Annotated in this window: 22 protein-coding genes and 1 riboswitch; of the genes, 1 reads left to right on the top strand and 21 read right to left on the bottom strand. The window is 28.5% G+C overall.

Annotated elements, in window-relative coordinates; translation table 11 throughout:
* Positions 1-83: 83 nt before the first annotated feature.
* From AZI32_RS11145 to AZI32_RS11255, 21 genes are all read right to left on the bottom strand, one after another.
* Positions 84-647 carry a hypothetical protein gene (locus AZI32_RS11145; RefSeq protein ID WP_061995911.1) on the bottom strand — a complete coding sequence of 188 codons (564 nt, stop codon included), beginning with the start codon at positions 645-647 and terminating at the stop codon, positions 84-86.
* 479 nt (positions 648-1,126) lie between these two features.
* Positions 1,127-2,056: an ABC transporter permease gene (locus AZI32_RS11150; RefSeq protein ID WP_061995912.1), complete on the bottom strand. Its 930-nt coding sequence runs from the start codon at positions 2,054-2,056 to the stop codon at positions 1,127-1,129.
* A complete protein-coding gene (locus AZI32_RS11155) occupies positions 2,049-3,125 on the bottom strand; it encodes an ABC transporter permease (protein ID WP_061995913.1) in 1,077 nt (358 codons plus the stop codon). Before AZI32_RS11155 ends, AZI32_RS11150 begins: the two co-directional genes overlap by 8 nt.
* Complete coding sequence (locus AZI32_RS11160) at positions 3,125-4,660, bottom strand: ABC transporter ATP-binding protein (RefSeq protein ID WP_061995914.1); 1,536 nt, start codon at positions 4,658-4,660, stop codon at positions 3,125-3,127. The genes AZI32_RS11155 and AZI32_RS11160 overlap by 1 nt, the downstream gene beginning before the upstream one ends.
* A 191-nt stretch (positions 4,661-4,851) precedes the next feature.
* Entirely contained in the window at positions 4,852-5,952 is a 1,101-nt protein-coding gene (locus AZI32_RS11165) for a BMP family ABC transporter substrate-binding protein (RefSeq protein ID WP_061995915.1), read from the bottom strand.
* A gap of 622 nt (positions 5,953-6,574) precedes the next feature.
* On the bottom strand, positions 6,575-7,741 hold the full coding sequence (gene grdD / locus AZI32_RS11170; protein ID WP_061995916.1) for a glycine/sarcosine/betaine reductase complex component C subunit alpha: 1,167 nt from the start codon (positions 7,739-7,741) through the stop codon (positions 6,575-6,577).
* Between the two features lie 59 nt (positions 7,742-7,800).
* The gene (gene grdC / locus AZI32_RS11175) at positions 7,801-9,339 is read right to left on the bottom strand and encodes a glycine/sarcosine/betaine reductase complex component C subunit beta (RefSeq protein WP_061995917.1); all 1,539 of its coding nucleotides are present in this window, start codon (positions 9,337-9,339) and stop codon (positions 7,801-7,803) included.
* Between the two features lie 264 nt (positions 9,340-9,603).
* The gene (gene grdB, locus AZI32_RS11185) at positions 9,604-10,914 is read right to left on the bottom strand and encodes a glycine reductase complex selenoprotein B (protein WP_242865297.1); all 1,311 of its coding nucleotides are present in this window, start codon (positions 10,912-10,914) and stop codon (positions 9,604-9,606) included.
* Positions 10,915-11,040: 126 nt separating this feature from the next.
* Entirely contained in the window at positions 11,041-11,508 is a 468-nt protein-coding gene (grdA, locus tag AZI32_RS11190; protein ID WP_082761222.1) for a glycine/sarcosine/betaine reductase complex selenoprotein A, read from the bottom strand.
* Positions 11,509-11,577: 69 nt separating this feature from the next.
* Entirely contained in the window at positions 11,578-12,864 is a 1,287-nt protein-coding gene (locus AZI32_RS11200) for a glycine/sarcosine/betaine reductase component B subunit (RefSeq protein ID WP_061995921.1), read from the bottom strand.
* A gap of 107 nt (positions 12,865-12,971) precedes the next feature.
* The gene (locus tag AZI32_RS11205; RefSeq protein ID WP_061995922.1) at positions 12,972-13,313 is read right to left on the bottom strand and encodes a thioredoxin family protein; all 342 of its coding nucleotides are present in this window, start codon (positions 13,311-13,313) and stop codon (positions 12,972-12,974) included.
* Between the two features lie 81 nt (positions 13,314-13,394).
* A complete protein-coding gene (gene trxB, locus AZI32_RS11210; protein ID WP_061995923.1) occupies positions 13,395-14,321 on the bottom strand; it encodes a thioredoxin-disulfide reductase in 927 nt (308 codons plus the stop codon).
* A gap of 12 nt (positions 14,322-14,333) precedes the next feature.
* Complete coding sequence (locus tag AZI32_RS11215) at positions 14,334-14,711, bottom strand: GrdX family protein (protein WP_157450897.1); 378 nt, start codon at positions 14,709-14,711, stop codon at positions 14,334-14,336.
* 115 nt (positions 14,712-14,826) lie between these two features.
* Positions 14,827-14,951: riboswitch (glycine riboswitch) on the bottom strand.
* A gap of 653 nt (positions 14,952-15,604) precedes the next feature.
* Positions 15,605-16,456 (bottom strand): DegV family protein, encoded by an 852-nt coding sequence (locus AZI32_RS11220; protein ID WP_061995933.1) that lies wholly within the window; start codon positions 16,454-16,456, stop codon positions 15,605-15,607.
* A 13-nt stretch (positions 16,457-16,469) separates the two neighbouring features.
* A complete protein-coding gene (locus tag AZI32_RS11225; RefSeq protein WP_061995924.1) occupies positions 16,470-16,937 on the bottom strand; it encodes a tRNA (cytidine(34)-2'-O)-methyltransferase in 468 nt (155 codons plus the stop codon).
* A gap of 598 nt (positions 16,938-17,535) precedes the next feature.
* Positions 17,536-18,363, bottom strand: a complete 828-nt coding sequence (locus AZI32_RS11230; protein ID WP_061995925.1) for a Cof-type HAD-IIB family hydrolase — start codon at positions 18,361-18,363, stop codon at positions 17,536-17,538.
* A gap of 104 nt (positions 18,364-18,467) precedes the next feature.
* On the bottom strand, positions 18,468-20,783 hold the full coding sequence (locus tag AZI32_RS11235; protein ID WP_061995926.1) for a transglutaminase-like domain-containing protein: 2,316 nt from the start codon (positions 20,781-20,783) through the stop codon (positions 18,468-18,470).
* A 35-nt stretch (positions 20,784-20,818) separates the two neighbouring features.
* A complete protein-coding gene (locus tag AZI32_RS11240; protein ID WP_061995927.1) occupies positions 20,819-22,003 on the bottom strand; it encodes a DUF58 domain-containing protein in 1,185 nt (394 codons plus the stop codon).
* Positions 21,996-22,943 carry a MoxR family ATPase gene (locus AZI32_RS11245; RefSeq protein ID WP_061995928.1) on the bottom strand — a complete coding sequence of 316 codons (948 nt, stop codon included), beginning with the start codon at positions 22,941-22,943 and terminating at the stop codon, positions 21,996-21,998. The genes AZI32_RS11240 and AZI32_RS11245 overlap by 8 nt, the downstream gene beginning before the upstream one ends.
* Before the next feature lie 115 nt (positions 22,944-23,058).
* A complete protein-coding gene (locus AZI32_RS11250; RefSeq protein ID WP_061995929.1) occupies positions 23,059-23,565 on the bottom strand; it encodes a hypothetical protein in 507 nt (168 codons plus the stop codon).
* A 135-nt stretch (positions 23,566-23,700) separates the two neighbouring features.
* Complete coding sequence (locus AZI32_RS11255; RefSeq protein ID WP_061995930.1) at positions 23,701-25,071, bottom strand: VanW family protein; 1,371 nt, start codon at positions 25,069-25,071, stop codon at positions 23,701-23,703.
* A gap of 214 nt (positions 25,072-25,285) precedes the next feature.
* Here AZI32_RS11255 and AZI32_RS11260 point away from each other — a divergent pair, with 214 nt between their 5' ends.
* The gene (locus AZI32_RS11260) at positions 25,286-26,329 is read left to right on the top strand and encodes a M42 family metallopeptidase (RefSeq protein WP_061995931.1); all 1,044 of its coding nucleotides are present in this window, start codon (positions 25,286-25,288) and stop codon (positions 26,327-26,329) included.
* The last annotated feature ends 332 nt before the right edge of the window (positions 26,330-26,661 follow it).

The raw sequence follows: 26,661 nt of genomic DNA on the forward strand, positions 1-26,661 counted from the left end.
TTACACATAAAAAAACGAAAAGAACATTATATTAATATTCTTTTCGTCTCCAATTTATTACTGTAATTTATTTTTATGATTGCTTATGCTAAATTGTCTAATGTTTTACAAACAGTATTATATAATTGTTTCAATTGCTCTCCATTTTTAATAATTCCTGAGGTTCTAAACACAATCTCATTAGAATAATTACCTAAGTTTTTCCCACAATCATCTAATTCCTTAATTTCTAGGACAAATTTATTATAACTTGATAATGTATCCATTATATATTTATTTTCTAATATAGGTTTAATACCTTGAACATTATTTGTCATTATTATAAATCGTTCTATTAAATCTTTATCTAATTCGGTAAATTTTTTCATATCTAAATCTTCACCGATAGTATTTAAACTATTTCTATTTGTAATTTTAAATTTGAAACCATCTATATTAGTAAAAGTAGCTCTGACTCTAGTGTAACTTATAGGTATGTTTCCTGCCATCATTGTATAGTATTCCATCACAATAGGCCATTTTTTATATTTAGCCTCTATCTTTCTACCTTTGTTTGCAGAAACAGTTATTTTTCCATTAATTTTGTCACTTACCCATTCCCAGACCTCCTCCTTATTTGGACCTGAAATACTTTTTATCCTATTCACAAAGCAACCCCCTAACATTTTATCCGTTCCACATTATTAATTGGCCATTTTGTAGCCTTTCATATTATATTATAAATCTGAAAAGCATCTTATTATTTGATTTTAATATTTTTCACTATGTTCCTAATTTTTCTATTTTATATAAATTTTCAAAGCATCCTATTAGATTAAAGAAAATTCATCATTGTAGCATTTTCTTATTCAAATTAAAATAAATAATTTGGTAATACTATATATTAATATACATATTACTTCATAGGAATATTCTAAATTTTTAAAATATTAGCACTATAATTATACTATACTTTTTTTATTTTGTAATATATTTTTAATACTTTATGACCTTTTTAACAATTTCTTTACTTAGTTTATACAAAAACAATAACTTTATAGGGGATTCTATATAAAATTCAAATTTTATTTTTTATATTTTTACATAAATAAAATGGTATTAGATTTTAGTCTAATACCATTTTTGTCTATCTTGATCCTTTTTCGTAAGGTTCTCCTGATGCTGCTGGTCCTTGAGTTTTACCAACAAATCCTGCTAACGCTAACATTGTTAGTATATATGGTATCGCAGAATAGAACTCTGTTGGTAATGACCATGAAAAACCTTGAGCTGTTATTTGGAATGCTTCTCCAAAACCAAATAATAAACATGCTCCTAAGATTCCAAATGGCTTCCAGTTACCAAATATCATAGCTGCAAGTGCTATAAATCCTCTTCCTGCAACCATGTTTTCTTTAAACATTGGTGTAATACCTAATGACAGTGCAGCTCCACCAAGTCCTGCTAACATTCCTGATATTACAACACAAATATATCTTGTTTTATAAACATTTATTCCTAATGTATCTGCTGCCTTTGGATGTTCACCTACAGCTCTTACTCTTAACCCAAATGCTGTTTTATACATTACAAAGTATGATACAAACACTAAAATTATAGCTAATATAACAAACCAGTTAATCCCATTTAAAAGGGTTCCTATGATTGGCAAATTAGCAATTGCTTTTGGAACATGGAATGGCAGCCCTTTTACTAAGTCTGTTTGACCACCTTTTCCAAAAAGCTTCATAATTAAGAAACTAGAAAGTGCTGTTGCAAATAAGTTTATAGCCGTACCTGATATAACTTGATCTGCTCTTAAATTTATACTTAAAACTGCATGTATCAATGCAAGTAATCCACCTGCCAACACTCCACCGAAAATACCCATAATAGGGCTTCCTGTTATATGTGTAACATATACAGCAAAGAATGCCCCCATAGTCATCATACCTTCAAGTCCTATGTTTACTACTCCAGCTCTTTCCGAAAACATTCCGCCAAGCGCTGCAAATATTAGAGGCGTTGCAATTCTTAAAGTAGATGTTATTAATGAAATTATATTAACATTATCCATTTATTATCGCCCCTTTCTTCTTTTTCTCTTCAAAGTATTTCATAATATAATCTGTTGCTACAAATATAATTATTATTGCTTGTATTAGGAATACAATTTCTTTTGGTATTCCATTTAATTGAAGTGCTCTTGCACTTGTATTAAGTGCTGCAAATAATACTGCTGATGCTATACATCCTATTGGATTATTTTTAGCTAAAAGTGCTACTGCTATTCCATCAAATCCATAGTTTGGAACTGCCATAAAATCTTGAACCATGTGGTTTACACCTGCTACGTGTAAAGCTCCACCAAGCCCTGCTATAGCACCTGATATAACCATTGCAAGTATTGCATTTTTAGCAACACTTATTCCACCATACTCTGCAGCATGTGGATTAATACCTACTGCTCTTATTTCATATCCAACAGTTGTTTTCCATAATAACCAAAATATAAATATAGCTACTGCAATTGCTATAAATATACTTATATTAGCTGGTGCACTTGGCATAAATCTTGTAAGCTGTGCACTTTTTTCTATTATTGGAGTTCTAGCTTTTCCTGGAACACCAAACCTAGTTTTAAGAATAATATAATTTGCAAAGAACATTGATATATAGTTAAGCATTATAGTATTTATAACTTCGCTAGTTCCAAATCTTGCTTTTAAGAATCCTGGAATTCCACCCCATATCGTTCCTGCTAAAATACCACCAAGACAAATTAATATAACATGAACTACTGGATTTAGTCCTGGAATTGTTCCTATTATTCCAGCTGAAATCATTCCCATTGCAAACTGTCCAGCTACCCCTATATTAAACAGTCCTGTTCTAAATGCTACTGCATTGGCAACCCCTGCAAATATAAGTGGGCTCATCTCTGCAATAGTGTTCATCATATTTCTCTTTGTACCAAAGCTACCTTTCCAAATTGTTCCCATTAAATCACTAACTGCTGTAAAATACTGTGTTATAGAATATCCCTTTGCCCACATAACAAAGAATACCGAAACAAATAAAGAAAGAAATATTGCTAAAAATGGGAATATTATAGGTTTTAAAACCTTTTTTAGTTTCTGTAACATTACTTTTCAGCTCCTTTCCTAATGCCATCTATTGTTCCTCCAGCCATCAATATACCTAGCTTTTGTTCATCGGCATCTTTTCTATCTAGCACAGCAACAACTTTTCCATCATACATAACTGCTATTCTATCTGATAGAGCTAAAATTTCGTCTAATTCTAAAGAAACTAATAAAACCGCTTTTCCTTTGTCTCTTTCTCCAACTAATCTTTTATGTATATACTCAATTGCCCCAACATCTATTCCTCTTGTAGGTTGAGCTGCTATTAGTAGCTCTGGATCTTTATATATTTCTCTTGCAGCTATTAGCTTTTGCTGATTTCCTCCTGATAATGAAGAAGCATTAACAGAATTATTAGGTGTTCTAACATCAAATTCTTCTATTAACTTATCACAGTGTTCTTTAATAGCCTTATAATTCATCACTATTCCATTAGAAAATGGTTTTTTCTTATGAATACCAAGAATTGAGTTTTCAAACAATGAGTATTTAAGGACTAATCCTCTTTTATGTCTGTCTTCTGGAATATGCGCAACCCCTGCTTCCTCAACGTCTCTTGGTGTTTTACCATATATATCTTTTCCTTTTACGGATATTTTTCCATCTTTAGGTTTTCTAAGTCCTGTTATTACTTCTAACAGTTCTGTTTGTCCATTACCATCAACACCTGCTATACCTAATATTTCCCCACCATAAACATCAAGATTTATATTTTTTATTACCTCAACGCCTCTTTGATCTATAGCAGATAGTTCTTCTATATTTAAAATTTTATCTTTTTTATTACACTCATCTTTTTCTACAACTAAGTTAACTTTTCTTCCAACCATTAATTCTGCAAGTTGATCTATGTTTGTTTCCTTAGTTAAAACTGTTCCTGTTACTTTACCTCTTCTTATAATAGTAACCCTATCACTCATGCTCATAACTTCTTTTAACTTATGAGTGATTAATATTACTGATTTCCCCTCTTTTTTTAAGTTTTCTATAATATTACCTAACTCTTCAATTTCTTGTGGTGTTAATACCGCTGTAGGCTCATCTAATATTAATATTTCAGCACCTCTATAAAGTGCTTTTAAAATTTCAACCTTTTGTTGCTGACCAACAGAAATATCTTCTATCACTGCATTTGGATCTATGGCAAATCCATATTTATTTGATATTTCTTCAACACTTTTCACTGCAGAGTTCATATCTAACTTTATTCCCTTTTTAGGTTCTGTACCTAAAACTATATTTTCTGCCACTGTAAAATTTTCAACAAGCATAAAGTGTTGGTGAACCATTCCTACACCTAATTTTATAGCATCATTTGGACTAGTTATTTTTTGTAAACTTCCCTTTACATATATCTCACCTTTTTCAGGTTGGTATAATCCATATAAGATATTCATAAGTGTAGTTTTACCTGCACCATTTTCTCCAAGTAAAACATGAGTTTCGCTTTTTAAAAGCTCAAAATCCACATTATCATTGGCAATAGTTCCAGGGAAAATTTTAGTTATACCTTTCATTTCTATTACCTTGTTCATTCTATTTCCTCCTTATACTAATAACTTCCCTCTTTATTAGTAAACCCAAACCTCTAACTTTATTATAATTTATCTAATATAACTTTATTTTTTAATATCATCCCACATAATATAATTTAACTATTTAAAAGGTATTTTACTAAGAAAAGCTAGATGTAACTAGACACCTAGCTTTCATTGTGTATTATAAGCTACTCAGCCTTAAATTCCTTAGCGCCTTTTCTGTCTGCTGGCACTACAACTTCACCTTTAGATATTTTTTCTTTATATTGTTCTGCTAATTCTACAACATCTTGTGGTGTATTTTTGCTTGTTGTTTCAGCAATATCTATTCCGCCTTCTTTAATTCCTAAAACTTTATGTCCACCTTCAAATTTTCCATCTTTAGCATCCTTACTAGCTTCATAAGTTGCTAATTCAACTTTTTTTATCATTGAAGATAGGATTACATCAGCATACTCTGGAAGAGTTATTGTTTGGTCCATATCAACACCTATACCCCAAACTTCTTTGCCTTTGTCTTTTAATTCTTTAGCTGCTTTAAACATTCCTGTTCCTGTTGCTCCTGAAGCATGGTATATAACATCACAGCCTGAATCATATAATGATTTTGCAAGCTCATATCCTTTATTTGTATCAGTAAATGAATCTGCATATTTTACGTTTGGTCCTGGGTTTTCTCCATCTGGACTTTCTAATCCTACAACAGCATTTGGATTAACAGCTTTAACACCAGCTACGAAACCACTTTCAAATTTATTTATTGTTGGGAAATCTTTTCCACCGATAAATCCAATTTTATTTGTTTTTGTCATTTTACCTGCAATAACTCCCATTAAGAAAGAACCTTCTTCCTCTTTGAATGTTATTGATTGTACGTTATCTACACCTTCAACATTCTCATCTATGATAGCAAAATGACTATCTGGATTTGCTTTTGCTATGTTTTTCATAGCTTCTGATAATTGGAAACCTACTGCGAAAGTTAAAGCACTTCCCTCATCTACTAATGCTTGTAGGTTTGGCTCATAATCTTCTTTCTTTTGAGATTCTATTGGTTTATAATCTAAACCAAATTCTTCTTGAGCTTTTTTTACCCCAGTATCAGCTGATTGGTTGAAAGACTTGTCATTTAAACCACCCTCGTCTGTAGCAAGTCCAATCATAATTTTTGATTCTGTTCCAGCATTATCTTTTTCCTCTCCGTTACCAGCAGATGATCCACATCCAACTAGAACTGAAGCTGTTAACATTGCTGACATTAGTATTGCTACCAATTTTTTTGCTTTCATAAAACTAACCTCCTAAGATTACACTTAATTATATAAAAAGTAAAAATTCTTTTAATTAACTTAATATTTTTACTATATATAATCTTCCCCTAATTATTATAATTAAAAACTATATATTTATTCAACTACTTTTTTAATTTTTTAAATTTACTCTACAAATATACACTATAAATGTATTTATAGCATATTTAACAGTATGTTTAATGTTTTCATTAGTCTTTTATAGTGCTTTTTATGTTTTTTTTATATATAGTATATACCCTAAATAGTATGTACTACACTGAAAGTACATATGTAATATACTATATTTTTTTCAATTATACAAGTTTTTTTTAAATTAGGTTAAAATTAATTTATTGTTCAAACTTTTTTTATACTTTTTTAATATACATTTAATTTTTCTGAATAATTTAAGTTTTTATTTAATTAAGCTTAATTTTAATACATATTTCTACAAGAATCTGTTCAAACAAATTTAATATTTTTTTCCATATAATTTCATATTTTCTAGTCTGGAATAAAATAAGCTATAAATTTCATTATTTATAGCTTATTAATATCATTTATCCATTTAATTACTGGTTTTTCATTGATATGATAACCTAATTATCTTCACAAAACATTATCCTAAATATTCGGATTTTCTTAAAATTTCCATAGCCTTTTCAGAATCTTCCTCAGCTACTAATACTATAGGACCTGTACATCCCATTCCACTTTCTGAATAAATATTTTCTTTCCATAAAGTTTTACATGCATTTTCTAACTCTAAAATATCTATTCCTGCAATTGAAAATGTAACAACCTTTTTAGGCGGCATTTTCACATTTTCTTCTGCACTTTCAGTTTTATTTGCCTTTTTAGCAGTCTTATCTATGAATTCTTGAAGTCCTGCTTCATTTGCACTTTTAAACTCGTCTCTAGCTATATCTAAAACTTTATTTTCTGCACAAGTTGCACAATATCTTAGAGCTTCTGCTATAAGTGGTGCACCTGAAGCTCTTGATACTATGTTCACAAGTTTATCATAATTTTCCCCTACACCAGGACCATAGCCAGCTCCAACAGTTTCATAATTACCACCTGTTGTAAATGAAGAGAAAACTTTAATTAATAGATTTCCTGTTAAAGAGTCACAAACCATAACATCTGGAGTTCCAGCCAATAAGTCATTTCCTCTCATTACAGCTCCACCATCAGCTCTTAATGACTTTGAAAATTCAAAGTCATATCCAGCTGTCTTAGTCTCATTTAATATTCTTTCTACTTGTCTAGCTCCATCTAAATTTAATATACCTACTTTAGGATTTTTAATTCCATTAGCTTTTGCAACTGCTATACCAGATATAGCATTTTTAACCATACCTTCAACCCTATTTGTGGAAGTAGTTCCTGTTGTAGTTGCTAATATCATTTCTTTTCCTAAGCCTGGAGTTTGAACTTTACCTATAGTAGAAACCCCTATTGGAAAATCAAAATGTTGTGTAACACAACCATCTAATTCTCCTTTTTCAAGCATTTCAGTCATTTTCTTATGACCTTCTTCTGGTGTTGCTACTTCAACCATCTCAAAGTCAGCATCAACTTTTGATCCTATTAAAACTATATCAAAATTACCATATTTAGCTTTACATAGCTCAGCTGCTCTAACCATTTCTTCAACGCCGTGCTCTGAGCCTAATATAGTTAAACCGATTCTTACTCTTTTTTTAAATTGTCCACTCTTGATTCCATTTGCTATATCATTAAATACTTCAGCTATCATTACTTTAGTTGAGTTTTGGCTCATATTTACACCCCTTTTCTAAGATGTAGTCCCTCAAATTGAGGAACTACAGCTATATTTTATTATTCCATATCTTTTGCTAAAAATGCTGCAAAATCTTTCATTGCGTCTGCAACCATTGATTTAACTTCATCTTTGCTTATTCCTGAATTTTCTTCAACTATTCCAGTGTTTTTCTCTACTAATATAGAAACACCATCAAATAGGTTCGTCATTCTTCCTAAGAATAAGCTTCCTTTACCAATTATCATGAAATTATCTAAAATACCATTTTTAATATGATCTATTCCATGACCTACTATTGGTACCCCTGATGGAATATGTCCTTGAGTTGGTGCAAATCCTGGATATCCATGTTCCTTAACGAAATTTGGTAACTCTTTTCTCTCTAATTGTCCTTTTTTAACAGCTAATGCTCCTATCATTTTATAGTTTTGTGTTGGAACATCTCCAGCACCAGCTGGTTCTGTTATATCTGGAGTTTGCATTTCTGGTGCAAACTTATTAACTTCTGTTATTTTTATTCCATTTGATATTAACGGATCTAAAACTAAAGCTTCTAATACTGCTTGTGGTGAAGCTCCATGTCCTATTGTGTGTCTTCCTATTACATCAGTTCTTAAGATTGGGCTTACTCCATCATTTTGAGAAACTAAAACAGCAAATCCACCTAAGCAGTCTTCAAGAACTGGCATATTTTTCTTAATATGGTCTCTACCATTCATTCCAAGTTTAGCTGTAGCTCCTCCAGCTATAACTAAAACATTTTTATATATTCCACTTTTAACAAGTGATGCTGCTGTAATTAATGAATGAGACGGTCCAGCACAGAAGCCTCTCATATCTGCTCCTGTTGCTCCTGTTAAACCAACAACTTCTCCTATTGATTTAGCAATATTTCCTCCACCTCTTTGGTTCATATCACCAATAGCCTCTTCTGAACATTCTATAATATATTCTATTTCATTTATTGGTATATCTAAATTATTTACAAGATGCATTCCAGCTAAAACACCAGAAGCTTTAACTGCTAAATTTTCTAACATGTAATGTGCTGATAAGTTTGGATCCATTTCGTGTGCTCTTCTTACACATCCTACTAATTTACCTTTTTCATATAAACCCTCTGCACCTACATTGTTAACTAATCCTTCTATTTTCTCAATGCCTTCACCAACAACTTTTTCTGCTTTGTCAGCTATTAATGGGTGTTTAGCTAATTTTTCCCTTACACTATTTGCAAAATTTTCTTCTAATATTACTAAGTCGAAAACATCGCATATTTTCATTAATCCACAGAATTCATCTTGTGGCATAATTTCCCCGAATTTACCGAATCTATCAGCATTTTCTACGTTTTTTCCAAACCAAGGTCTTGGCATTTCACTTAACTGTTCTGGAGTTAAATTTCCTATATAAGTTTGGTTTGGTGCATATGCAACAACCTCATCAAAAGGTCTTAAGTGATCTTTTAATACCTTTAAATATTCTGAGTTTGGATTTGTTTGTCTTTCTGATGTTTGTGTTGTTCCATTATGTATTACCATATCTGGAGCGTTCACTAAAATATATGATGCTTTTTTTAATACTGGAAAATTCATGATTCTAAAACCTCCCTTTATAAAGATGTGAATTAAATTCACAATAAATTTATCTAACTATTTAGTAAGACATATTTAATTAAATAACTTCTCAAACCTGTTTATTATTATTTTCTATATATATGTCTAACTCAATTTTTATAAGATTACCTTTCTATAGATAATCCAAAATAAACAAGTAACGTTTCTTGTTTATTTTGCATTACCTATGATTGAATTTATAAGTAATTAGGGAACAATTGTCCCCTAATTGCTCTTTTTTAATTATTCAAATACTTTTTGACCATCTACTGGAGTTTGTAGTGCTATTAGAGCTTTTTCCACTAGATGTTTTCTTAAGTTATATTCATCCTCTTTACTTAATGCTGGGTTTCCAAGTGGATGAGGTATAGCTATTGTTGGAACAATTCTGTTCGCTCCAACTGTTACAGATACTGGAGTTATAGTACACATATGCACTACTGGTAATCCAGCTCTTTCTATTTCTTTAACTAACGTTGCTCCGCAACGTGTACAAGTTCCTCATGTAGAAGTTAATATAACTGCGTCTACACCATCAGCTATTAATTCTTTAGCTGTATATTCACCATATTTTTTAGTAGAGGCAACAGCTGTACCATTTCCCACTGTTGAATAATAATATCTGTGCAGTGAACCTATTTTTCCTTCTTTCTCCATCTCTCTTAATACATCAACTGGTATTACTCTATCTGGATCATCATTAGCATATACAGGATCATGTCCACCATGTGCTGTTTCATGAGTTTCACTTGTTAAGTCCATAATTCCTTCAATGTCATATTTACCTATTTTAGATGCACTTGAAGATTCTATATGGTCTGGGTTTCCTTTCGGAACTATACCACCAGAAGTAACTATAGCAATTTTAGCTTTAGTTATATCAACTATTGGAGGATTTGGCTCAACTCTATCAAAGTTTGGCATTGGGAATTCTGTTACAAATTCCTCCTCTTTTAATTTTTTAACCAACATCTCAACTGCTCTTTTAGAACCTCTTTCTGTTGCAAAGTAGTTCTTTCTAACGCCTCTTTCGATATATCCTTCTTCATCTGGTGATCCTATTTCTTCACCTTTAGCTAATTTAATTGCTAATTTAGCCATTTTAGGAAGTGCTGCTCTCATACCTACTGCACTATTTCTAGTAGATACTATGTGCACATATTTTTTGTACATATCAGCGCCAGGGTTTTCAACATACATTGCAGTTAAAACTGGTATGTTTAATTCTTCCTTAACTGCTGTTGACACGTCTCCACAAGCAACTCCATATCTACCTGCATTAAACGCTGGACCAGCTATAAACATATCTGGTTCATACTTTTTAACCATTTCTAATATTTCTTTTTTAGCTTCTTCTGTATTTTCTGCAAAATAAGAATCTCCGCATACTACGGTTGCAACTATTTCTGCACCCTCTTTTTTTAATAGACCATTAAGTCCCATTCCTGGTCCAACAAAACCTTCACGAACTTCTGGTTTATAGTCAGCTTTATCTTCTCCACCTATTCCAGCGTAGAATTGATTTATATAATGAACTATTTTTATCATGGTTATCCCCCCTTCATTGGGAATCCCCCCAAGCACCGTACTCCTTGGGGTGATTATCAATTTCTATTTCTTTTATCTTCTTATTTATAAATTATCTATTTTCTTATTAATTAACTATACATACTCTAATAATTAAATAAACTTACTAAATTCTTCTCTTATTGATTTTACTTCTCCAATGATTTCATCTACTTCTAAAACCATTTCCATCATTCCGCATTGCTCATCGTATATTCCTGCATCACATTCATCTTTAACTTCTGGTTCAACTATATGGAATACTGCTAATCCTAAGTCTATTCCTGCTAAAGGACCTGCATAAGTTGGGTCTCCAGCTGTAACTGTCTCTGCAGATAGTCCTGACGCTTCTGCTTCTGCTCCACCGATTATTATTACTACATTTTCTGCACCAAATTTTTCTGTCAAATCTTTAACTCTTTGTTGGATCTCCAGATCCATTGCACCTGCAGCTGTTCAGACAAAGCATTCTGTTGATGCAAAAACTACTTCTGCACCTGCTGATTTTACGCAAGCTTCTAACGCTGGTCCTGGTATTCCGTCTCTATCTCCTATACATATAGCCTTTTTTCCTTTTAACATAATTTCATCTTCCTTTCGTAATTACTCTTAACTTGTTATAATCTCTCTCTTTAAACTCATATTTTAAAATTAGAATCCTTTAGCTGATAAATAGTTGAATCCTACTTCACTTGTTGCTCCAGTTATAACTTGGATTTCAGCTTCTATTGACCCATCTTCTCTTAAACTTCCAACGTGTCCTCCAGCAATTATATCTGCTGCTTCAACATGTCCTATAAGTCTCTTCATTGGTGGAAGTATTATTACTTCATTAGCATTTCCTCCAGTTACTACAGCATCGCCTTTTGGAGTTGAATCAGCTAATGATTGAGAACAGCCGTCTTGTCCTGCATACTCATCAGTTAAAAGTACAGTTTTTACTCCTTTAGCTGATATTTTGTTACAGTTCATAACTAAGTCTGCATCTGGGTTACCAAATCCTTCTTCAGAAACTATAGCAGCATCTGCTCCTGCAAATTCTACTAACTTAGCAACCATATTTGAGGATCTTTCTTTGTCAGCAAGATACACATTTTCGTTAGTTATTATGCAACCAATAAAGTTAAAGTCTTTTCCATGTCTTTCATATAAATCTTCTATTATTGGATGATTCATGTGTACATATGATGGATTTTTATCACAAGCAGATACACAGTTTCCACTAACTATCGCACCATCAAATACTTCTGTTGGATAAATAAATGTCGGTATTATTTTCTTAGCATCTACTCCATATACATAAGTATCATGTAGTAACCCTTGTGTTTGAAGCATATATACATAGACTACCTTTGGCAAATCTGGATATTGCTTAACTTGTTCCAACAATGGCAATGTTTCGAATGTTTTGACTTCATCTGGTTCAACATTCTTTCCAGCTTTTCCAAGGTACGTAGCTGTTTTAAATCCTATCATTCTTACAGCTTCCTCATGTTCATGCTGTTTTACTCCTGCTTTTGGTTCGCAAATAACAACCAAGTTATTAGTTTTAGAGAACGGTGTATATTTAGCTCCCTCTCCACACATATCTACGATACCTTCTTGGAATCCAACGATTTTACCAGTTGTAACAACTGCTGCACCTTTTAAAACATGTGTTTTTCCTGAACCAACTGTATCAACTTTATTGATGAATCCTGGGAATACTCCACCAGTTCCCTCAACTTTTACCCTTGGTTCAATTACGTCTTTTACAGGAATAATTCTAACCTCTTCACCTGGTCTTGCGATATCGAAGTCAATACTTTCTATTCTTTCATCTCCACCCACTTCTTTTAGCAACTCTTCTTTATTAACATAAAGAGTTCCTTTTTCAACTTTTGTTTCTGGTCCAAATTGAAGATCTTTTATAATGATATTTCCAATCTCTAGACGCAAAACATTCACCTCCTAGAATATATAAAGTTAATATAACTTTTCATTTTTTATTTTATATTAAGGTAAGCAGCTAAGCTGCCTACCAAATATAACTAACCTTTTTCAGATTATAATGTTTCATAGTAAGCTTTTATGAAGCTATCTACATCTGCTATGTTAGATATTTTATCTGGAGTTATTGTTTCTACACATTCTCCAGCTTTGTATATTTTCATTGTTGGAAGTCCTAAAACTTTTTGTGCTATAGCAAGTCTTCTTGCTCCTGTTATATTTAAGCTAGTAAATTTAATTTTATCACCATACTTTTCTTCTAATTCATGAACTGATGGCATTAATTGTTTACATACTTCACATTTGTCACCCCAGAAGTCAACGAATACTGGTTTTTCACTTTCTCCTAAAACTTCTGTTTCAAATAATTCTTTGTTATCCTTATTGATTTCTAACATTTTTAGTTCCTCCTACTTTCAATTAAATTATTTAAATTTTTAAAATATATTTAATATTATATAAAAAATTTATTTTCTGAATTATTTATTTGCAATATAGTGTTCTGCTTGAGTTGCTGCTATAGCACCATCTGCTGCTGCTGTTATAACTTGTCTTAATGATTTTTTCCTAACATCTCCAGCTGCATAAACGCCTTCTATGTTAGTTTTCATATCTTCATCTGCTAAGATTTCGCCTCTATCACTTAACGCTAAATTGGTTCCTTCAAATACTTTTGTATTTGAATCATATCCTACAAATACAAAGCATCCTTGAACATTCAAATCACTTATATCATTTGTTTTAACGTTTCTAATTTTTAATCCACCAAGTATTCCATCATCATCTACTGCTTCTGCAACAACAGAATCCCAAAGAACTTCTATTTTATCATTTGCAAATACTCTTTGTTGAACTGACTTATTTCCTCTAAATTCATCTCTTCTATGAATTACTGTAACCTTTTCAGCAAATTTTGTTAAGTATATAGCTTCATCTAATGCTGAGTCTCCACCACCTACTACTGCAACATCTAATTCTTCAAAGAAATCAGCATCACATGTAGCACAATAGGAAACCCCTCTTCCCCTTAACTCCACTTCGTTTTTAAATCCTGCAAGTCTTGGATTAGCACCTGTAGCTATTATTATTGTTCTTGCTTCATATTCGCCTAATTTTCCTACTAATTTTTTAATTTCTCCGTCTAACTCTACCTTAACAATTTCATCTTTAACAATTTCTGTTCCAAAGTTTTCAGCTTGTTGTCTCATTCTTTCTATTTGCGGAGCTGTTTCATCTTTTATTGATCCTGGGTAGTTTTCTATTTCAGAAGTTGTAGCTGCTTGGCCACCAAATTTAGCTCTTTCTAAAAGCATAGCGCTCATCTTAGCTCTTCCTGCATATAATGATGCTGCTAATCCTGCTGGACCACCTCCGATAATAATCGTATCATAAATCTTTTTTTCCATGAATTACCCTCCTTATTCAATTGCGTGATGTATCAAATCGCAATCTATAACCTGAAAATCTTGTAATATTCTTTCACTCCAATCTGGAGTTTTGAAATCTCTTAAAAATTTTTCTGTTGTGTGTATTGCTCCTTCAATTATATCTAGTGATTGCATATCCAAACACCCTTTTTCTATTGACAAGCAAACAGTTCTATATGGAGTTTCATTAGGTTTTACACTACTCATCAACGGATGAGTTAAAAGCTCATGCCCTAGATGTATTTCATCCCTGACTTTTTTTAATACATCCATAGCCGCTTTTCTTTCTAAATATATTATTTTAAATTTACTTTCAAATTTTTCTTTAGATAATGGATTGTTTGTAACTATATATAATGGCTTTATCACCTAATTACCTCCTAACTATAAAAGGACATATGCAAAATTAAATATAATCTTGCCTATGCCCTGTCCTTTTAACCTGAGAGTTTTACTCCTTCGGTGCCCATGCTTTCCAGAGTTATGTCCATTTTCGATCCCTTTGCCTGAAAGTTTCGAATTAAATTTGGCTAAAATTTATTCTTTCTTCTTCGGCTACTTTATAATAAATTATTTGAAATATATAAAGTCATCTCTCGAAAATATCATCCATAATTTATTGAATTTTTAGATTTGTTTGAAATTTAACTTACAAGTTAAGTATATACTATCACAACATAAATTTCTATAATTTTTAGAATGTTTTGTATTTGAAATACCTATAAACAATTTAGAATTTTTAAATAATTTACAGTTTTATCTATTTTTTTCACTATTTCTTTAACATTATTCTTTATATTTATCTAAAATTCCTTATAGTTCTTGTTATTTTTATAACATAACTCTTATATATCTATTTACTACTATTATATTATTAACTTAATTAGATTGTTCTATAAGTTTACTAATATTCAAATTATATATACTAATATAAGTATATGAAAATATTTTTAAAACTCGCAAATTTTATTTCGTCAAAATATCTTTCTTTTTAATTTTTTTATTATTATTTTGCAACACTATAATTTTGAAATTTTCAGGCTTGACTCTATTTTTATATGTAGTTTATCAACTCCTACATATAAATTTTAACTTCAAATTAAAACAGCAACAATTTAAAGAAAATTACAATGCACAATTGACACTTCATGAAAAACCATTATGATGTCTACTTATTTTCTTTAAATTTGCTTATAAATCTAAAGAAAAAAATAGAGATTACTAAATCTCTATTATTTATATACTCTTTATTATTTTATATATTACTTTTCTATAAAAAATATTGCAAATACATTATTTCCTGAATGTACACCGACAGAACATCCTGGTGGACATTCATATACTTTAGCATTTTTATTATTTAAAAATTCTTTTGAACTATCATATATAGACGCATTCTCCTCTTTAAAGTCTGACTCTATAACAATAACAGGGTATTCTTCATCTAAATCATACTTTTCAAGGTATTCAAGTATAGATCTTTGAACTTTCTTATTTCCTCTTATCTTTTCCATAACAGTCATCTCGCCGTCTTTTATAGTCAATAAAAGTTTTATACCTAAAAAGCTCCCTATTGCTCCTGCTGTTTTTGACAATCTTCCACCTTTGATTAAATTAGTTAATGATTGAAAGCATGTTATACTTTTAACCTTGTCTACAGTATTTAAAGTTTCATCATAAATTTCTTTAGCCGTTAAACCTTTATCTCTTAAAATAGCTGCCTTTAATACTAATACTCCAAGAGCTGCACAAACAGCTTGTGAGTCTATGATAAATACATCTTCTGTTTCTAATAAATCCTTAGCAACTAATGCTGATTGATACGTTCCACTCATTTTAGAAGACATGTGTATAGCTACTATTTTATATCCTTCTTTTAAATACCCTTCATATATTTCTACAAATCTATGTGGATTTATTTGGCCTGTTTTAGGAAATTCATTACTTTCTTCCATTTTTTCTAATAATGTAGGTAATGTTATTTCTACTCCATCTAAATAGGATTGTCCATCTACATTAATTATTTGAGGTATTACCTCTACATCATATTTTTCTACTATTTCCTTTGGTATATCACAAGTAGAATCAGTTATAATTTTTATTTTTTCTTTCATCATTAACTCCCTCCTACTTCATTCCTTTAAATCCAATTTGTCTTAATCCTTCATATGCAATAACTGCCACAGTATTAGACAAATTTAAAGATCTTGTAGTTGTCTCAACCATTGGAACCCTAATTAAGTTATCTTTATTTTCATTTCTTATATAATCCGGCAATCCACTAGATTCTCTTCCAAAAACTAAAAAATCTCCTTGCTTCAATTGTACATCAGTATAAAACTTAGTAGCTTTTGTAGTGCAAAAATAAAAATTGCCATTATTATACTTTTCTCTCAAAGCCTCATATGACTCATGAATTTCTATATCTAATAATGGCCAATAATCTAATCCTGCTCTTTTTAAACTTTTTTCATCTAAACTAAATCCTAATGGTTTTATAAGATGTAATTTACAATCTGTAAGTACACAAGTTCTTCCTATGTTTCCTGTATTTTGAGGAATTTCAGGTTGAAACAATACTATATTTAAATTCATACTTTTTCCTCCCTAATTTACCTAGTATAATACTAAAATAAAATTTTAAAAATAAACTTCCATACTAGGTTCTGTTCTTTAATAACTCTAATAAAATATATAATTTCTAAAATACAGTATAATTAAAATTATACCTCTTACCTGTATGGTGAAACAAGCTAAATCTCTATTTGTTAATAAACTTTAATACTTTAATAAAACATAACTATTCTTTTATTTTAAAATATTTATACTAGTTTTTTCTACATTTAATAAAATAATAATATATTATAACATATTAAATAATATATTCTATAGTAAAGTTTACCACTTAACAAACTCTACAATACATATACTAATAATAACTTAATAACCTATCTATTTAGATAATTACTACTTTCTACCTATACATCTATAAATTATACGCTTTTTAAAAAGATTTTTATAGTATATATTTCTTCTTATATTTGAATAAAATTCTTTAACCTCTATCAGATAATATTAATTATACAGATCTATATAATTAAATAAATAAAGGCTATGAATTTCTCATTTTCATAGCCATATATTAAAACAACTTAGCATTTAAATTCATTTATCCTTTAAACTCTATAATATTTTAGTTAACATCTTCTAATATAAATTTTTCTATAACCTTTTTAACACCTTCATTATCATTAGTGTCAGTTATATAACTTGCAACATTTTTAACTAAATCTTCCCCATTCTTCATAGCAACACCTAACCCAGCATAACTTATCATAGATAAATCATTTTCGCTATCCCCAATTGCTATAACTTCGTCTTTACTTATATTAAAATGTTTTGTAAGCATTTCTACTGCTCTTCCTTTAGATACATTTTTGTTCATAACTTCAAAATTATTAGAAAAGGAACTTACGACTTCATATTTTCCCAAACTTCTTATTTCATCTTTTGCCTTTTTTAACTTTTCAAAATCATCGTCTATTGCAACTGCTTTTAAAATCTCTTCTTCATAATTATCAAATATATCTTTCCATTGACTTACTTTTTTTATATTTATTTTGAATTCATCTGGAACAACCTGATTTGACTTAGCATAAAATCTAGAAGTATATTTTGTATCCCCTGCAAAAATACCATTAGCTGTATAAAAATGCGGCACTAAATTATATTTTTTAAATATATTTAAAATTTCCATGCAATTATTAATTCCAAGAACACATTTATATATAACATTGTCTCCTTCTCTTATATATGCTCCATTAGATGCTATTATTGGTGCTTTTATACCTAACAAATGGCCATAATATCTTGCTGATGTAAAGATTCTACCTGTAGTTATAGCAATTTTTGCTCCCTTATTATGAGCTTTTTTTATAGCATCTAGTGTACCTTCGCTTACCATTTTATCATTATCCAAAAGTGTACCATCCATATCTGTACAAAGTAATTTATACTTCATATAATCATCTCCCTTACTAAATACACTATAAAAACTTTCTATTATATAAACACCACCTTAATACTAAAACTTAAGGTGGCATCTATTTTACAAATAATATTTTACTAGATTTTTGAAAAATATCTTTTTAACCAGTATTGGCTTTTTCTTTCTTTGCTTTTTATATAATTTTCTATAAATCTCATATACTCTATTTTGTTTATTTCTTCATACTTTAATTCACCGTAAAATTCTTTATAACTTTCATTTACTAAAAAATTCATCTTTTCTCTTAGTTCATCATCCTTTAAAGATTTTAGAAATTCTAAATCTCCCATACTATCATCTTTTTTTATTCCAATTGAACTAAGTCTAAATAAATAAAAATTATATACTGGAATAATACTGTCACAGGAATACATATGTTTTTTCCATTTAATATTTTTAATAATTTTTATAAGGATATAAAATAATATTGAAATTATAGGAAATATATTTTTTACCATCTTTTCATCATATAAATTTAAAAATTCATTTGAATCAGTTTCTAACTCTTCAATAGTACTCATGTTTTTGTCTACTCTCTCAACATTTTTCTCATTGTTATTTTTACTATCTACCTGGATTTCTTTTTTTTCTTTTTCTATGCTTCTCTCCCATTCCGTTGGAGTTGAAGTAGAATCTACAATTTTCCATGTACAGTCTTTTGGATTGCTTAAAATTTCACACCATGCATGGGCCTCTCCATTAGTTACCTCATATTCACCTTTATCATTTTTACTTTTTTCATCTATTTTAAAACCTTCTACATATCTTGCTGGTATTCCAGCAATTCTACACATAATTGTAGTTGTAGTTGCAAAGTATGTGCAATATCCTTTTTTTTCTTTAAATAAAAAATAATCTACAAATTCTTCATTTTGAGGAATATTCGATACCTCCAAACTATAAGGATAATTTTTATTTAAGTAATTTTTTATAGCATAAACTTTTTCTGAATTAGAGTATTTTCCTTCTATTATTTCATTTGTTAAATCATAAACCTCTTTTGGAACTGTAAATGGAATAGATAAATAATCAACATATTTATTACTTATTATATAGTTATTTTCTGAATTTTCACTGTTATCCACATAATTTAATCTACTTTTATCTAACCATTGTTTTCTCGGTAATATATTGTAATTCTCATATTCCTCATTACTATATCCTTCTACACTTTTAAAAATTTCTTTTTCAAAAGGATTAGTATAAAATATAACATTATATGGATTATTTATTTTTTTAGAACTTAAAAATACAGGAATTTCGTTGCAATATATTTTATCTAACGCCCCTCTTATTTTTCTAGTTTTTTCTACCATAAAAAAACTTGTAGTTTTTAAGTTTTTATTAGGGGTTATACGGATACTCCTTAGACTTAAATTATTAAGTGAATCCTGCTTTTTAAATTTGATAGGATTATACTGTTGATCTTTTTTTATTTCAATAAAACTATCTGCCTCATACTTACTTGTCCACTTTTTCCCATCATATATTTCCTTTATACTTCCTTTTAAGTAATAGGGCTCATCAGCTTTTACATCAAACACATGAGTTTTGTTAATTGTAAGAGGACCTCCTAAGTTTTTATCTCTTTCATCATAACCTGAACTTGTCAAACCATATTCATTAATTAAAGACATTTCTATTGGTAAATTTCCACTAAAAGTATTTTTAAAAATTTTACTGTAGTTATTCCCACTTATACCTTTATAATTTTTAGGTATTATCTCTACCAGGGTTACAACACAGATACATATCATACAACCATAAGCTAAATATAATATTTTACTATCTCTTATCTTTACTTTTCCCTTTATAGAATCTTCTTTTGTATTCAAATAATTTGTAATAAATACAGATACAAGAGTTATAAATAAATACACTTTAACTACATTTAATGTTTCTTTTTGATATAAAAACCAAAACAATATAATAAATATAAAGTTTAGAAACAATATAATTTTTTTCTTCCTTTTAGTTAACCTTATTAGTAATACTACTATTGTGGGTAACATTATTACTATTATATATTTATAGTCTTTAAAATTTGTTTCCGTATTCTTCATTATTTTAGGCCATATTTTAATTGCAGCTGATATTATATTTTTATCTATAAATTGAGTAACTAACTGAAAATTTTTTAAACAAAAAACTGTTCCTAAAAAAAATACTGCTAAAATTGGTAAAATTTTATATAATTTCTTTATATAAAATTCAAAATAAAAAATATATAGTATTATTGAGAAAATAATTATCAATAATACAAATTTATAATCAAAGTCTTTTATTCTATATCCAGTTCTAATAAGCTCAATAGGAACAATTAAGTTTATTACAACTAAAAATATATCATATATATATTCTTTATGTTTTTTCTCTCTATTAGATTTTTCCACATGATACACCTACTTTTACGCCATAAATAAATTATTTAATTTATTATTATATGTTTTAAATTAAAACATTTTATATTAAAATTTTCTAATTCTTTTATAAATTTATTTTCATATAAATTTTTATTACAATGCAGCAATGTTATAGAATACCCTAAGTTTGTCATATTAATTAATACATTTTTCAATTCTTCACTTATGCACATTGTTACTACTATATTTGAAGATTTATTCATTTCATTTTTTATATTCTTTTCTACAAATCTACCAAATTCACCTTCACTATTACTATAATTTCTTAGGAAATACTCTAATAGCCCTTGAAAATCATCATAGTTATATATATTTAAAGATTTATTTTGAAAATTTTTAATATTGATTTTGCTTTTGATCTCTTTTTTTAAAAAATCATTTATTAATGAAGATGTTATATCTATCATCAATTCCTCATCTTTTTCATTATATGTATGACAATCCCTAATTTTTTCCATATTAACTATAATATTTACCTTTTTCCCTGCCATTTTTTCATAATTTTTTACATATAACCTGTTTTGTTTAGCACTAAGCTTCCAATGTATATTCTTTACATTGTCTCCTACTCGATACTCTCTTACATCTCTAACTATATCTCTCTCTTTAACATTAATTATCCTTTTACTTAAACTTTCTAATCTATTATTAAACTCTACAGTAAAATTTGAAATATTATAAATTTTAGGATATATGATAACATTTTCTACATGTTTTTTTTCTTTTTTTATCATTATTATGTTAAACCAATCATTTACTTTAATTATAGTAGTTCCAAAATCATATATTCCTCTCTTTTGAAAAAGCATTTCTTTTTTTAACCAATATCTCTCTCCAGATTTTAAATATATTAAATCACCATTATAATTTTTTATAATCTTTGAAAACATGGAGTTGTTAATCTTTATATATGGTATAGATAAAAAATTATTATTTTCTACAACTAAATTAGCTATAAATCTATCTCCAACACATAATAACCCCTTTTTATTCCATTCCCTATTTTTCTCATCATCTATTTTGAATAAAACATCAATATTTTTTATTGAAATTGGTATATATATTAATGCTAATATTCCAATCACTATTATAGTATAAAAAATTCCATAGGGTAGATTTCCACCAAACACCTTAGCAAATATAAATGATATTATTAAAAAAATTAGATACTTCTTTTTAACTTTAATCATTACTTATCACCTTTGGAACTTGAATTGATTTTAATATATCATCAATAACTTTTTCCTCAGTAATTTTATTAGCTCTGCTACTAGATGTAAGTGATATTCTATGACATAAAACAAGTTTAGCATTTTCCTTTATATCTTCTGGTATAACGAAATTTCTTCCCTTCATAAGTGCAGTTGCTTGTGCAATCCTTTGTAATGCTAATGATGCTCTTACACTAGCCCCTAAAATTAAATTTTTATTATATCTAGTTGCTGATACTATTTTAACAATATACTCACTAAGTTCTTTTTTTATTTTTATATTTTTAACTTCTTCTTGAAGCCTAAGTATTTCTTCTTTTGAAACTACCTTTTCTATATTTTCTAAAGGATTACTTGTCCTATATGTTTGCAATATATTAATTTCATCATCTTCCATAGGATAGCCTATTTTAACCTTCATCATAAACCTATCTAACTGTGCCTCTGGAAGTGGAAACGTTCCTTCATATTCTATGGGATTTTCTGTAGCCATAACTATAAATGGTTCATCCAATTTATACGTTATATTACCTTCTGATACTTGTTTTTCTTCCATAGCCTCTAATAAAGCTGACTGTGTTTTTGCTGTAGTTCTATTAATCTCATCTCCTAGTATTATATTTGAAAAAACTAATCCTTTTTTAAACTCAAAATCATTTATCTTATTATTATATATAGATACTCCTATTATATCTGATGGTAATAAATCAGGAGTAAATTGAATTCTACTATAAGACATTCCTAAGGATTTAGTTAACGCTTTAATTAATGTTGTTTTTCCTACCCCTGGGATATCCTCTATTAAAATATGTCCATCTGCTAATACTCCTTTAATTATATCTAAAACTTCATTATCTTTACCTATAATAACCTTATTTACATTAGTTAATATTTTGTCTATAATATCCAATCTATCCATGCAAGCACCTCTTTTTCAATTTTCTAATTATTTTTATTTTAACATATTTATTCCAAAAAAATAAGAAATAAGATGTTTTCTTATTTCTTATAAATATATATAATAGGAAACGGTCCTACTTAGACGCTATCGCATTTTTAGATTTTAACTCTTCCTTTTCCTGTTCTATAGCTTTTTCTAAAGTTCCTTTTATTAGTTCTGGGAAACTTGAACTAAATATTAAATGAATTTCTCTCCCTTCTTCAAAAACTTTAATAACTATTTGTTTTTTCTTTGTTAACATATTAGATTGAATTTTCTTTGTACTTTTAATTTTATGATATTTTATGTCAGATATTAAGTCCTCTTTTTCATCATAAATTTTTATATCTCTTATATTTAAAATATTGATTGAACTTTTTTTATCTTCAAAACCTTTAAAATCCAACGTGAAATTATTAAAGTATAATGTCATTGTAGTTTCAACATTCTTATCAATTTCTTGAAAGCCATCTATATAATCTAAATCTCTTGTTTTAAATTGTATCCCCTTTTTCTTATCTAATTCAATAGATACTTTACAAACTATAAGTACACCAACTAATGCTATTAGTATTGCTGTAACTATTGCTAATATAATCATAAAAACTTATCCCCTTTTTTATTGAATTATTTATTTAATTTTGAATATTTTAAATAACATGATAAATTATAACATATAGATAAGTTTTTAGAAATTGTTTTTTAATAAAAATTTAACTTTTAGTTCATAAAGTTTTTATCTCCCTTCAATAACTATATTTTCAACTTGCTTATATATATCTTTAGATATAAGTTTTTTCTCTATAAATTTTCCATCTACATATATTTTTTTATAACTATTAACTTTGTAACCTGGCTTACCTGTTTTTTGTACATATCTCTCACCTTTAGCCATATTAGAATTATATTTAATAAAATTTTTAGGCTTAATTATATCTTCTATATTAGTTTCAATTTCAAAATGTTTTTTTGCCAAACTATTATTGGAATATATTTTAAATGCAACATAATTTTCATTTGCTTCACCATAAATATATATAGGATAATCTGTTGTATTTTTAAATTTTAGGTCCGAAGCTCCATAACTTACCATTGCATCCAGCCCTAATGGAACATATTTAACTCGCAAACTATGATTCCTTCTTTCTAAAACCTCTAAATCAGATTTTAATACAGCATTATATAATGTTGTAGACACCTGACATACTCCCCCACCTATATCTTCTATATATCTATTACCTGATATAACATTAGCCCTTTCATATCCTTTACCTGCTGTTCTAGGTCCAACTACATCATTAAAACTAAATGTCTCATTCGGCATAAGTACTTTACCATTTATAGCTTTAGTAGCTAATTTAATATTTTTCTTTCTGCTATATCCTGAATTCATAAACTCAGTTGAAAATTCAGTTATACTTCTATTTATAATTTTTAACTTTTCTTTAGTTTTTTTAGGATACCAGGTAATTAAATTTCCAACTATATATGATTTTTCTTCTATTTTTTTTGATTCTATTTCTTTTAAAATATCTTTTTTTAATATATCACTTTCTAATTTAATACCTGTAGCATCTTCAGTTATTTGTATATTACCATTAGAATCTATTTTTATTTCACTTTCTATTGGTTTTATATTAACATCACTTTCTATTGAATAAATAATACCATCTACTGCCTTTTCATTATACTTTAAATCAATATTAATATAATTTTTATCACCTTTAATTAAAGTTATAAACTTTTTTAAAACATTTAAATTCTTGCTATAATTCATTGCTTCCTTTACAGCTTTTTCTATATCATATTCAATTCCTAATTCCTTAAAACTTATTTTAAACTCTTCTTGGCCAACTTGAATAATTATATTTTTATCTAATATCTTATCCTCAAAATTTATATGTATTTTCTTTATTGCATCTTCTTCATTTAATTTTCCAATATATATATCTTCCACATATACATTGGGGTATACAACTTTTTCAAATGTTTTTACATATATGTTGATTGTAACTATTGTAATAATAATTATACTTATACCAATTAATAAATATTTTTTCCCGAACATACTCCACATTAACCTTTCTCCCTTTTTAACAATATTCATCACAGCACCACTTTTACTGTTACTAATATATTTATATTAATAATTTATTTATATAATACTTTTTATTATTTTAGATTAAAGACAAATTTTCTCAATATTTTTAAAATACTAGATTTTCAAATTATTTTATGTTAATATTGAAATTAATAGAAAATACGTTTACAATTTCTTAACAATATTTTTTATATTTATATTAATTTTAAGAGGTGATATTATGCATAACACAGATGTAATTAAAGAATATTTACAAAATATATTAACAATTCCTAGTCCAACTGGTTATTCAAAAAAAATCATGCCTTATATTGCTACTGAATTAGATAAACTAGGTATTAAATATAATGTTACAAATAAAGGAGCATTAGTTGCTACTATAACAGGTAAAGATGACAACTATCAAAAAACATTATCTGCTCACGTTGATACATTAGGTGCAATGGTTTGCGGTATAAAAGGAACTGGTACACTTTCCTTAACTCAACTTGGCGGATTTATGATGAATTCTATCGAAGGGGAAAACTGTACAATAGAAACTGTTTATGGTAAAACTTTTGAGGGAACAATTCAAACCATAAAACCATCTGTACATATAAGTGGTGGAGATGCTAAAGAACTTAAAAGAGTTGCTGAAAACTACGAAGTTGTTATAGATGAAAAAGTTTCTTCTAAAAAAGATGTTGAAAAACTAGGCATTAATGTTGGAGATTTTATTTGTTTTGATACAAGAACTAAATTTACTGAAAGTGGGTTTATAAAATCAAGACATTTAGATGACAAAGCTAGCGTTGGAATTTTACTATATACTTTAAGATATATTGTTGAAAATAAAATAGAACTTCCTCATACTATAAATGTGTTTATAAGTAATTATGAAGAACTTGGACATGGTGCTTGCGCTGGAATACCAACTAATACAAAAGAATTTGTAGCTGTTGATATGGGTTGCCCTGGTCTTGATCAAAACTCTACGGAGTTTGCATGTTGTATAGCTGCAAAAGATTCCTCTGGTCCATATGACTTAGACTTAAGAGTAAGATTAACTGACCTTTGTAAGAATAATAATATAGACTACAGAATAGACACATATCCATCTTACGGATCTGATGCCTCTGCTGCATTAAGAGCTGGATATGATATAAAAACTGCTTTAATTGGGGCTGGAATATTTGCATCTCATGGATATGAAAGAACTCATATGGATTCAGTATTAGCTACTATAGATCTAATACTGAAATATGTTCAAGAAGAAGTTAAATAGAATAACAATTCATATATTTTAATAAAAAGGTGTTTTAAAATTACATGTAATTTTAAGACACCTTTTTATTAAAATACTAAACAGTAAAATTATTTTATTTATATTTTCTTTATGTTATGTTAATATTGATAATGCATTTAAAATAATTACATATACGATATTTTTAGGGAAACAAGCTCGAATTTAAATTTATTCATCAAATTTTTGTTATCAGTTGAGAAAAATAAGTGCAAATATATTTAGTTAAGAACATTCCTGTTTATTATTTAAAACGGAGTTTGCAAAAAAATGCACCTCCTTGTATTATGAAGTTGTTAATCAAACATAATAGG

It is taken from the genome of Clostridium sp. ATCC 25772 (assembly GCF_001573875.1).
Lineage (GTDB): Bacteria > Bacillota > Clostridia > Clostridiales > Clostridiaceae > Clostridium_J > Clostridium_J senegalense.

Excerpts from the sequence above, each read along its gene's own strand:
- AZI32_RS11150 (WP_061995912.1), bottom strand. The coding sequence starts at position 2,056 with ATGGATAATGTTAATATAATTTCATTAATAACATCTACTTTAAGAATT.
- AZI32_RS11155 (WP_061995913.1), bottom strand. The coding sequence starts at position 3,125 with ATGTTACAGAAACTAAAAAAGGTTTTAAAACCTATAATATTCCCATTT.
- AZI32_RS11160 (WP_061995914.1), bottom strand. The coding sequence starts at position 4,660 with ATGAACAAGGTAATAGAAATGAAAGGTATAACTAAAATTTTCCCTGGA.
- AZI32_RS11165 (WP_061995915.1), bottom strand. The coding sequence starts at position 5,952 with ATGAAAGCAAAAAAATTGGTAGCAATACTAATGTCAGCAATGTTAACA.
- grdD (WP_061995916.1), bottom strand. The coding sequence starts at position 7,741 with ATGAGCCAAAACTCAACTAAAGTAATGATAGCTGAAGTATTTAATGAT.
- grdC (WP_061995917.1), bottom strand. The coding sequence starts at position 9,339 with ATGAATTTTCCAGTATTAAAAAAAGCATCATATATTTTAGTGAACGCT.
- AZI32_RS11205 (WP_061995922.1), bottom strand. The coding sequence starts at position 13,313 with ATGTTAGAAATCAATAAGGATAACAAAGAATTATTTGAAACAGAAGTT.
- trxB (WP_061995923.1), bottom strand. The coding sequence starts at position 14,321 with ATGGAAAAAAAGATTTATGATACGATTATTATCGGAGGTGGTCCAGCA.
- AZI32_RS11220 (WP_061995933.1), bottom strand. The coding sequence starts at position 16,456 with ATGAAAGAAAAAATAAAAATTATAACTGATTCTACTTGTGATATACCA.
- AZI32_RS11225 (WP_061995924.1), bottom strand. The coding sequence starts at position 16,937 with ATGAATTTAAATATAGTATTGTTTCAACCTGAAATTCCTCAAAATACA.
- AZI32_RS11230 (WP_061995925.1), bottom strand. The coding sequence starts at position 18,363 with ATGAAGTATAAATTACTTTGTACAGATATGGATGGTACACTTTTGGAT.
- AZI32_RS11240 (WP_061995927.1), bottom strand. The coding sequence starts at position 22,003 with ATGATTAAAGTTAAAAAGAAGTATCTAATTTTTTTAATAATATCATTT.
- AZI32_RS11245 (WP_061995928.1), bottom strand. The coding sequence starts at position 22,943 with ATGGATAGATTGGATATTATAGACAAAATATTAACTAATGTAAATAAG.
- AZI32_RS11250 (WP_061995929.1), bottom strand. The coding sequence starts at position 23,565 with ATGATTATATTAGCAATAGTTACAGCAATACTAATAGCATTAGTTGGT.
- AZI32_RS11255 (WP_061995930.1), bottom strand. The coding sequence starts at position 25,071 with ATGAATATTGTTAAAAAGGGAGAAAGGTTAATGTGGAGTATGTTCGGG.
- AZI32_RS11260 (WP_061995931.1), top strand. The coding sequence starts at position 25,286 with ATGCATAACACAGATGTAATTAAAGAATATTTACAAAATATATTAACA.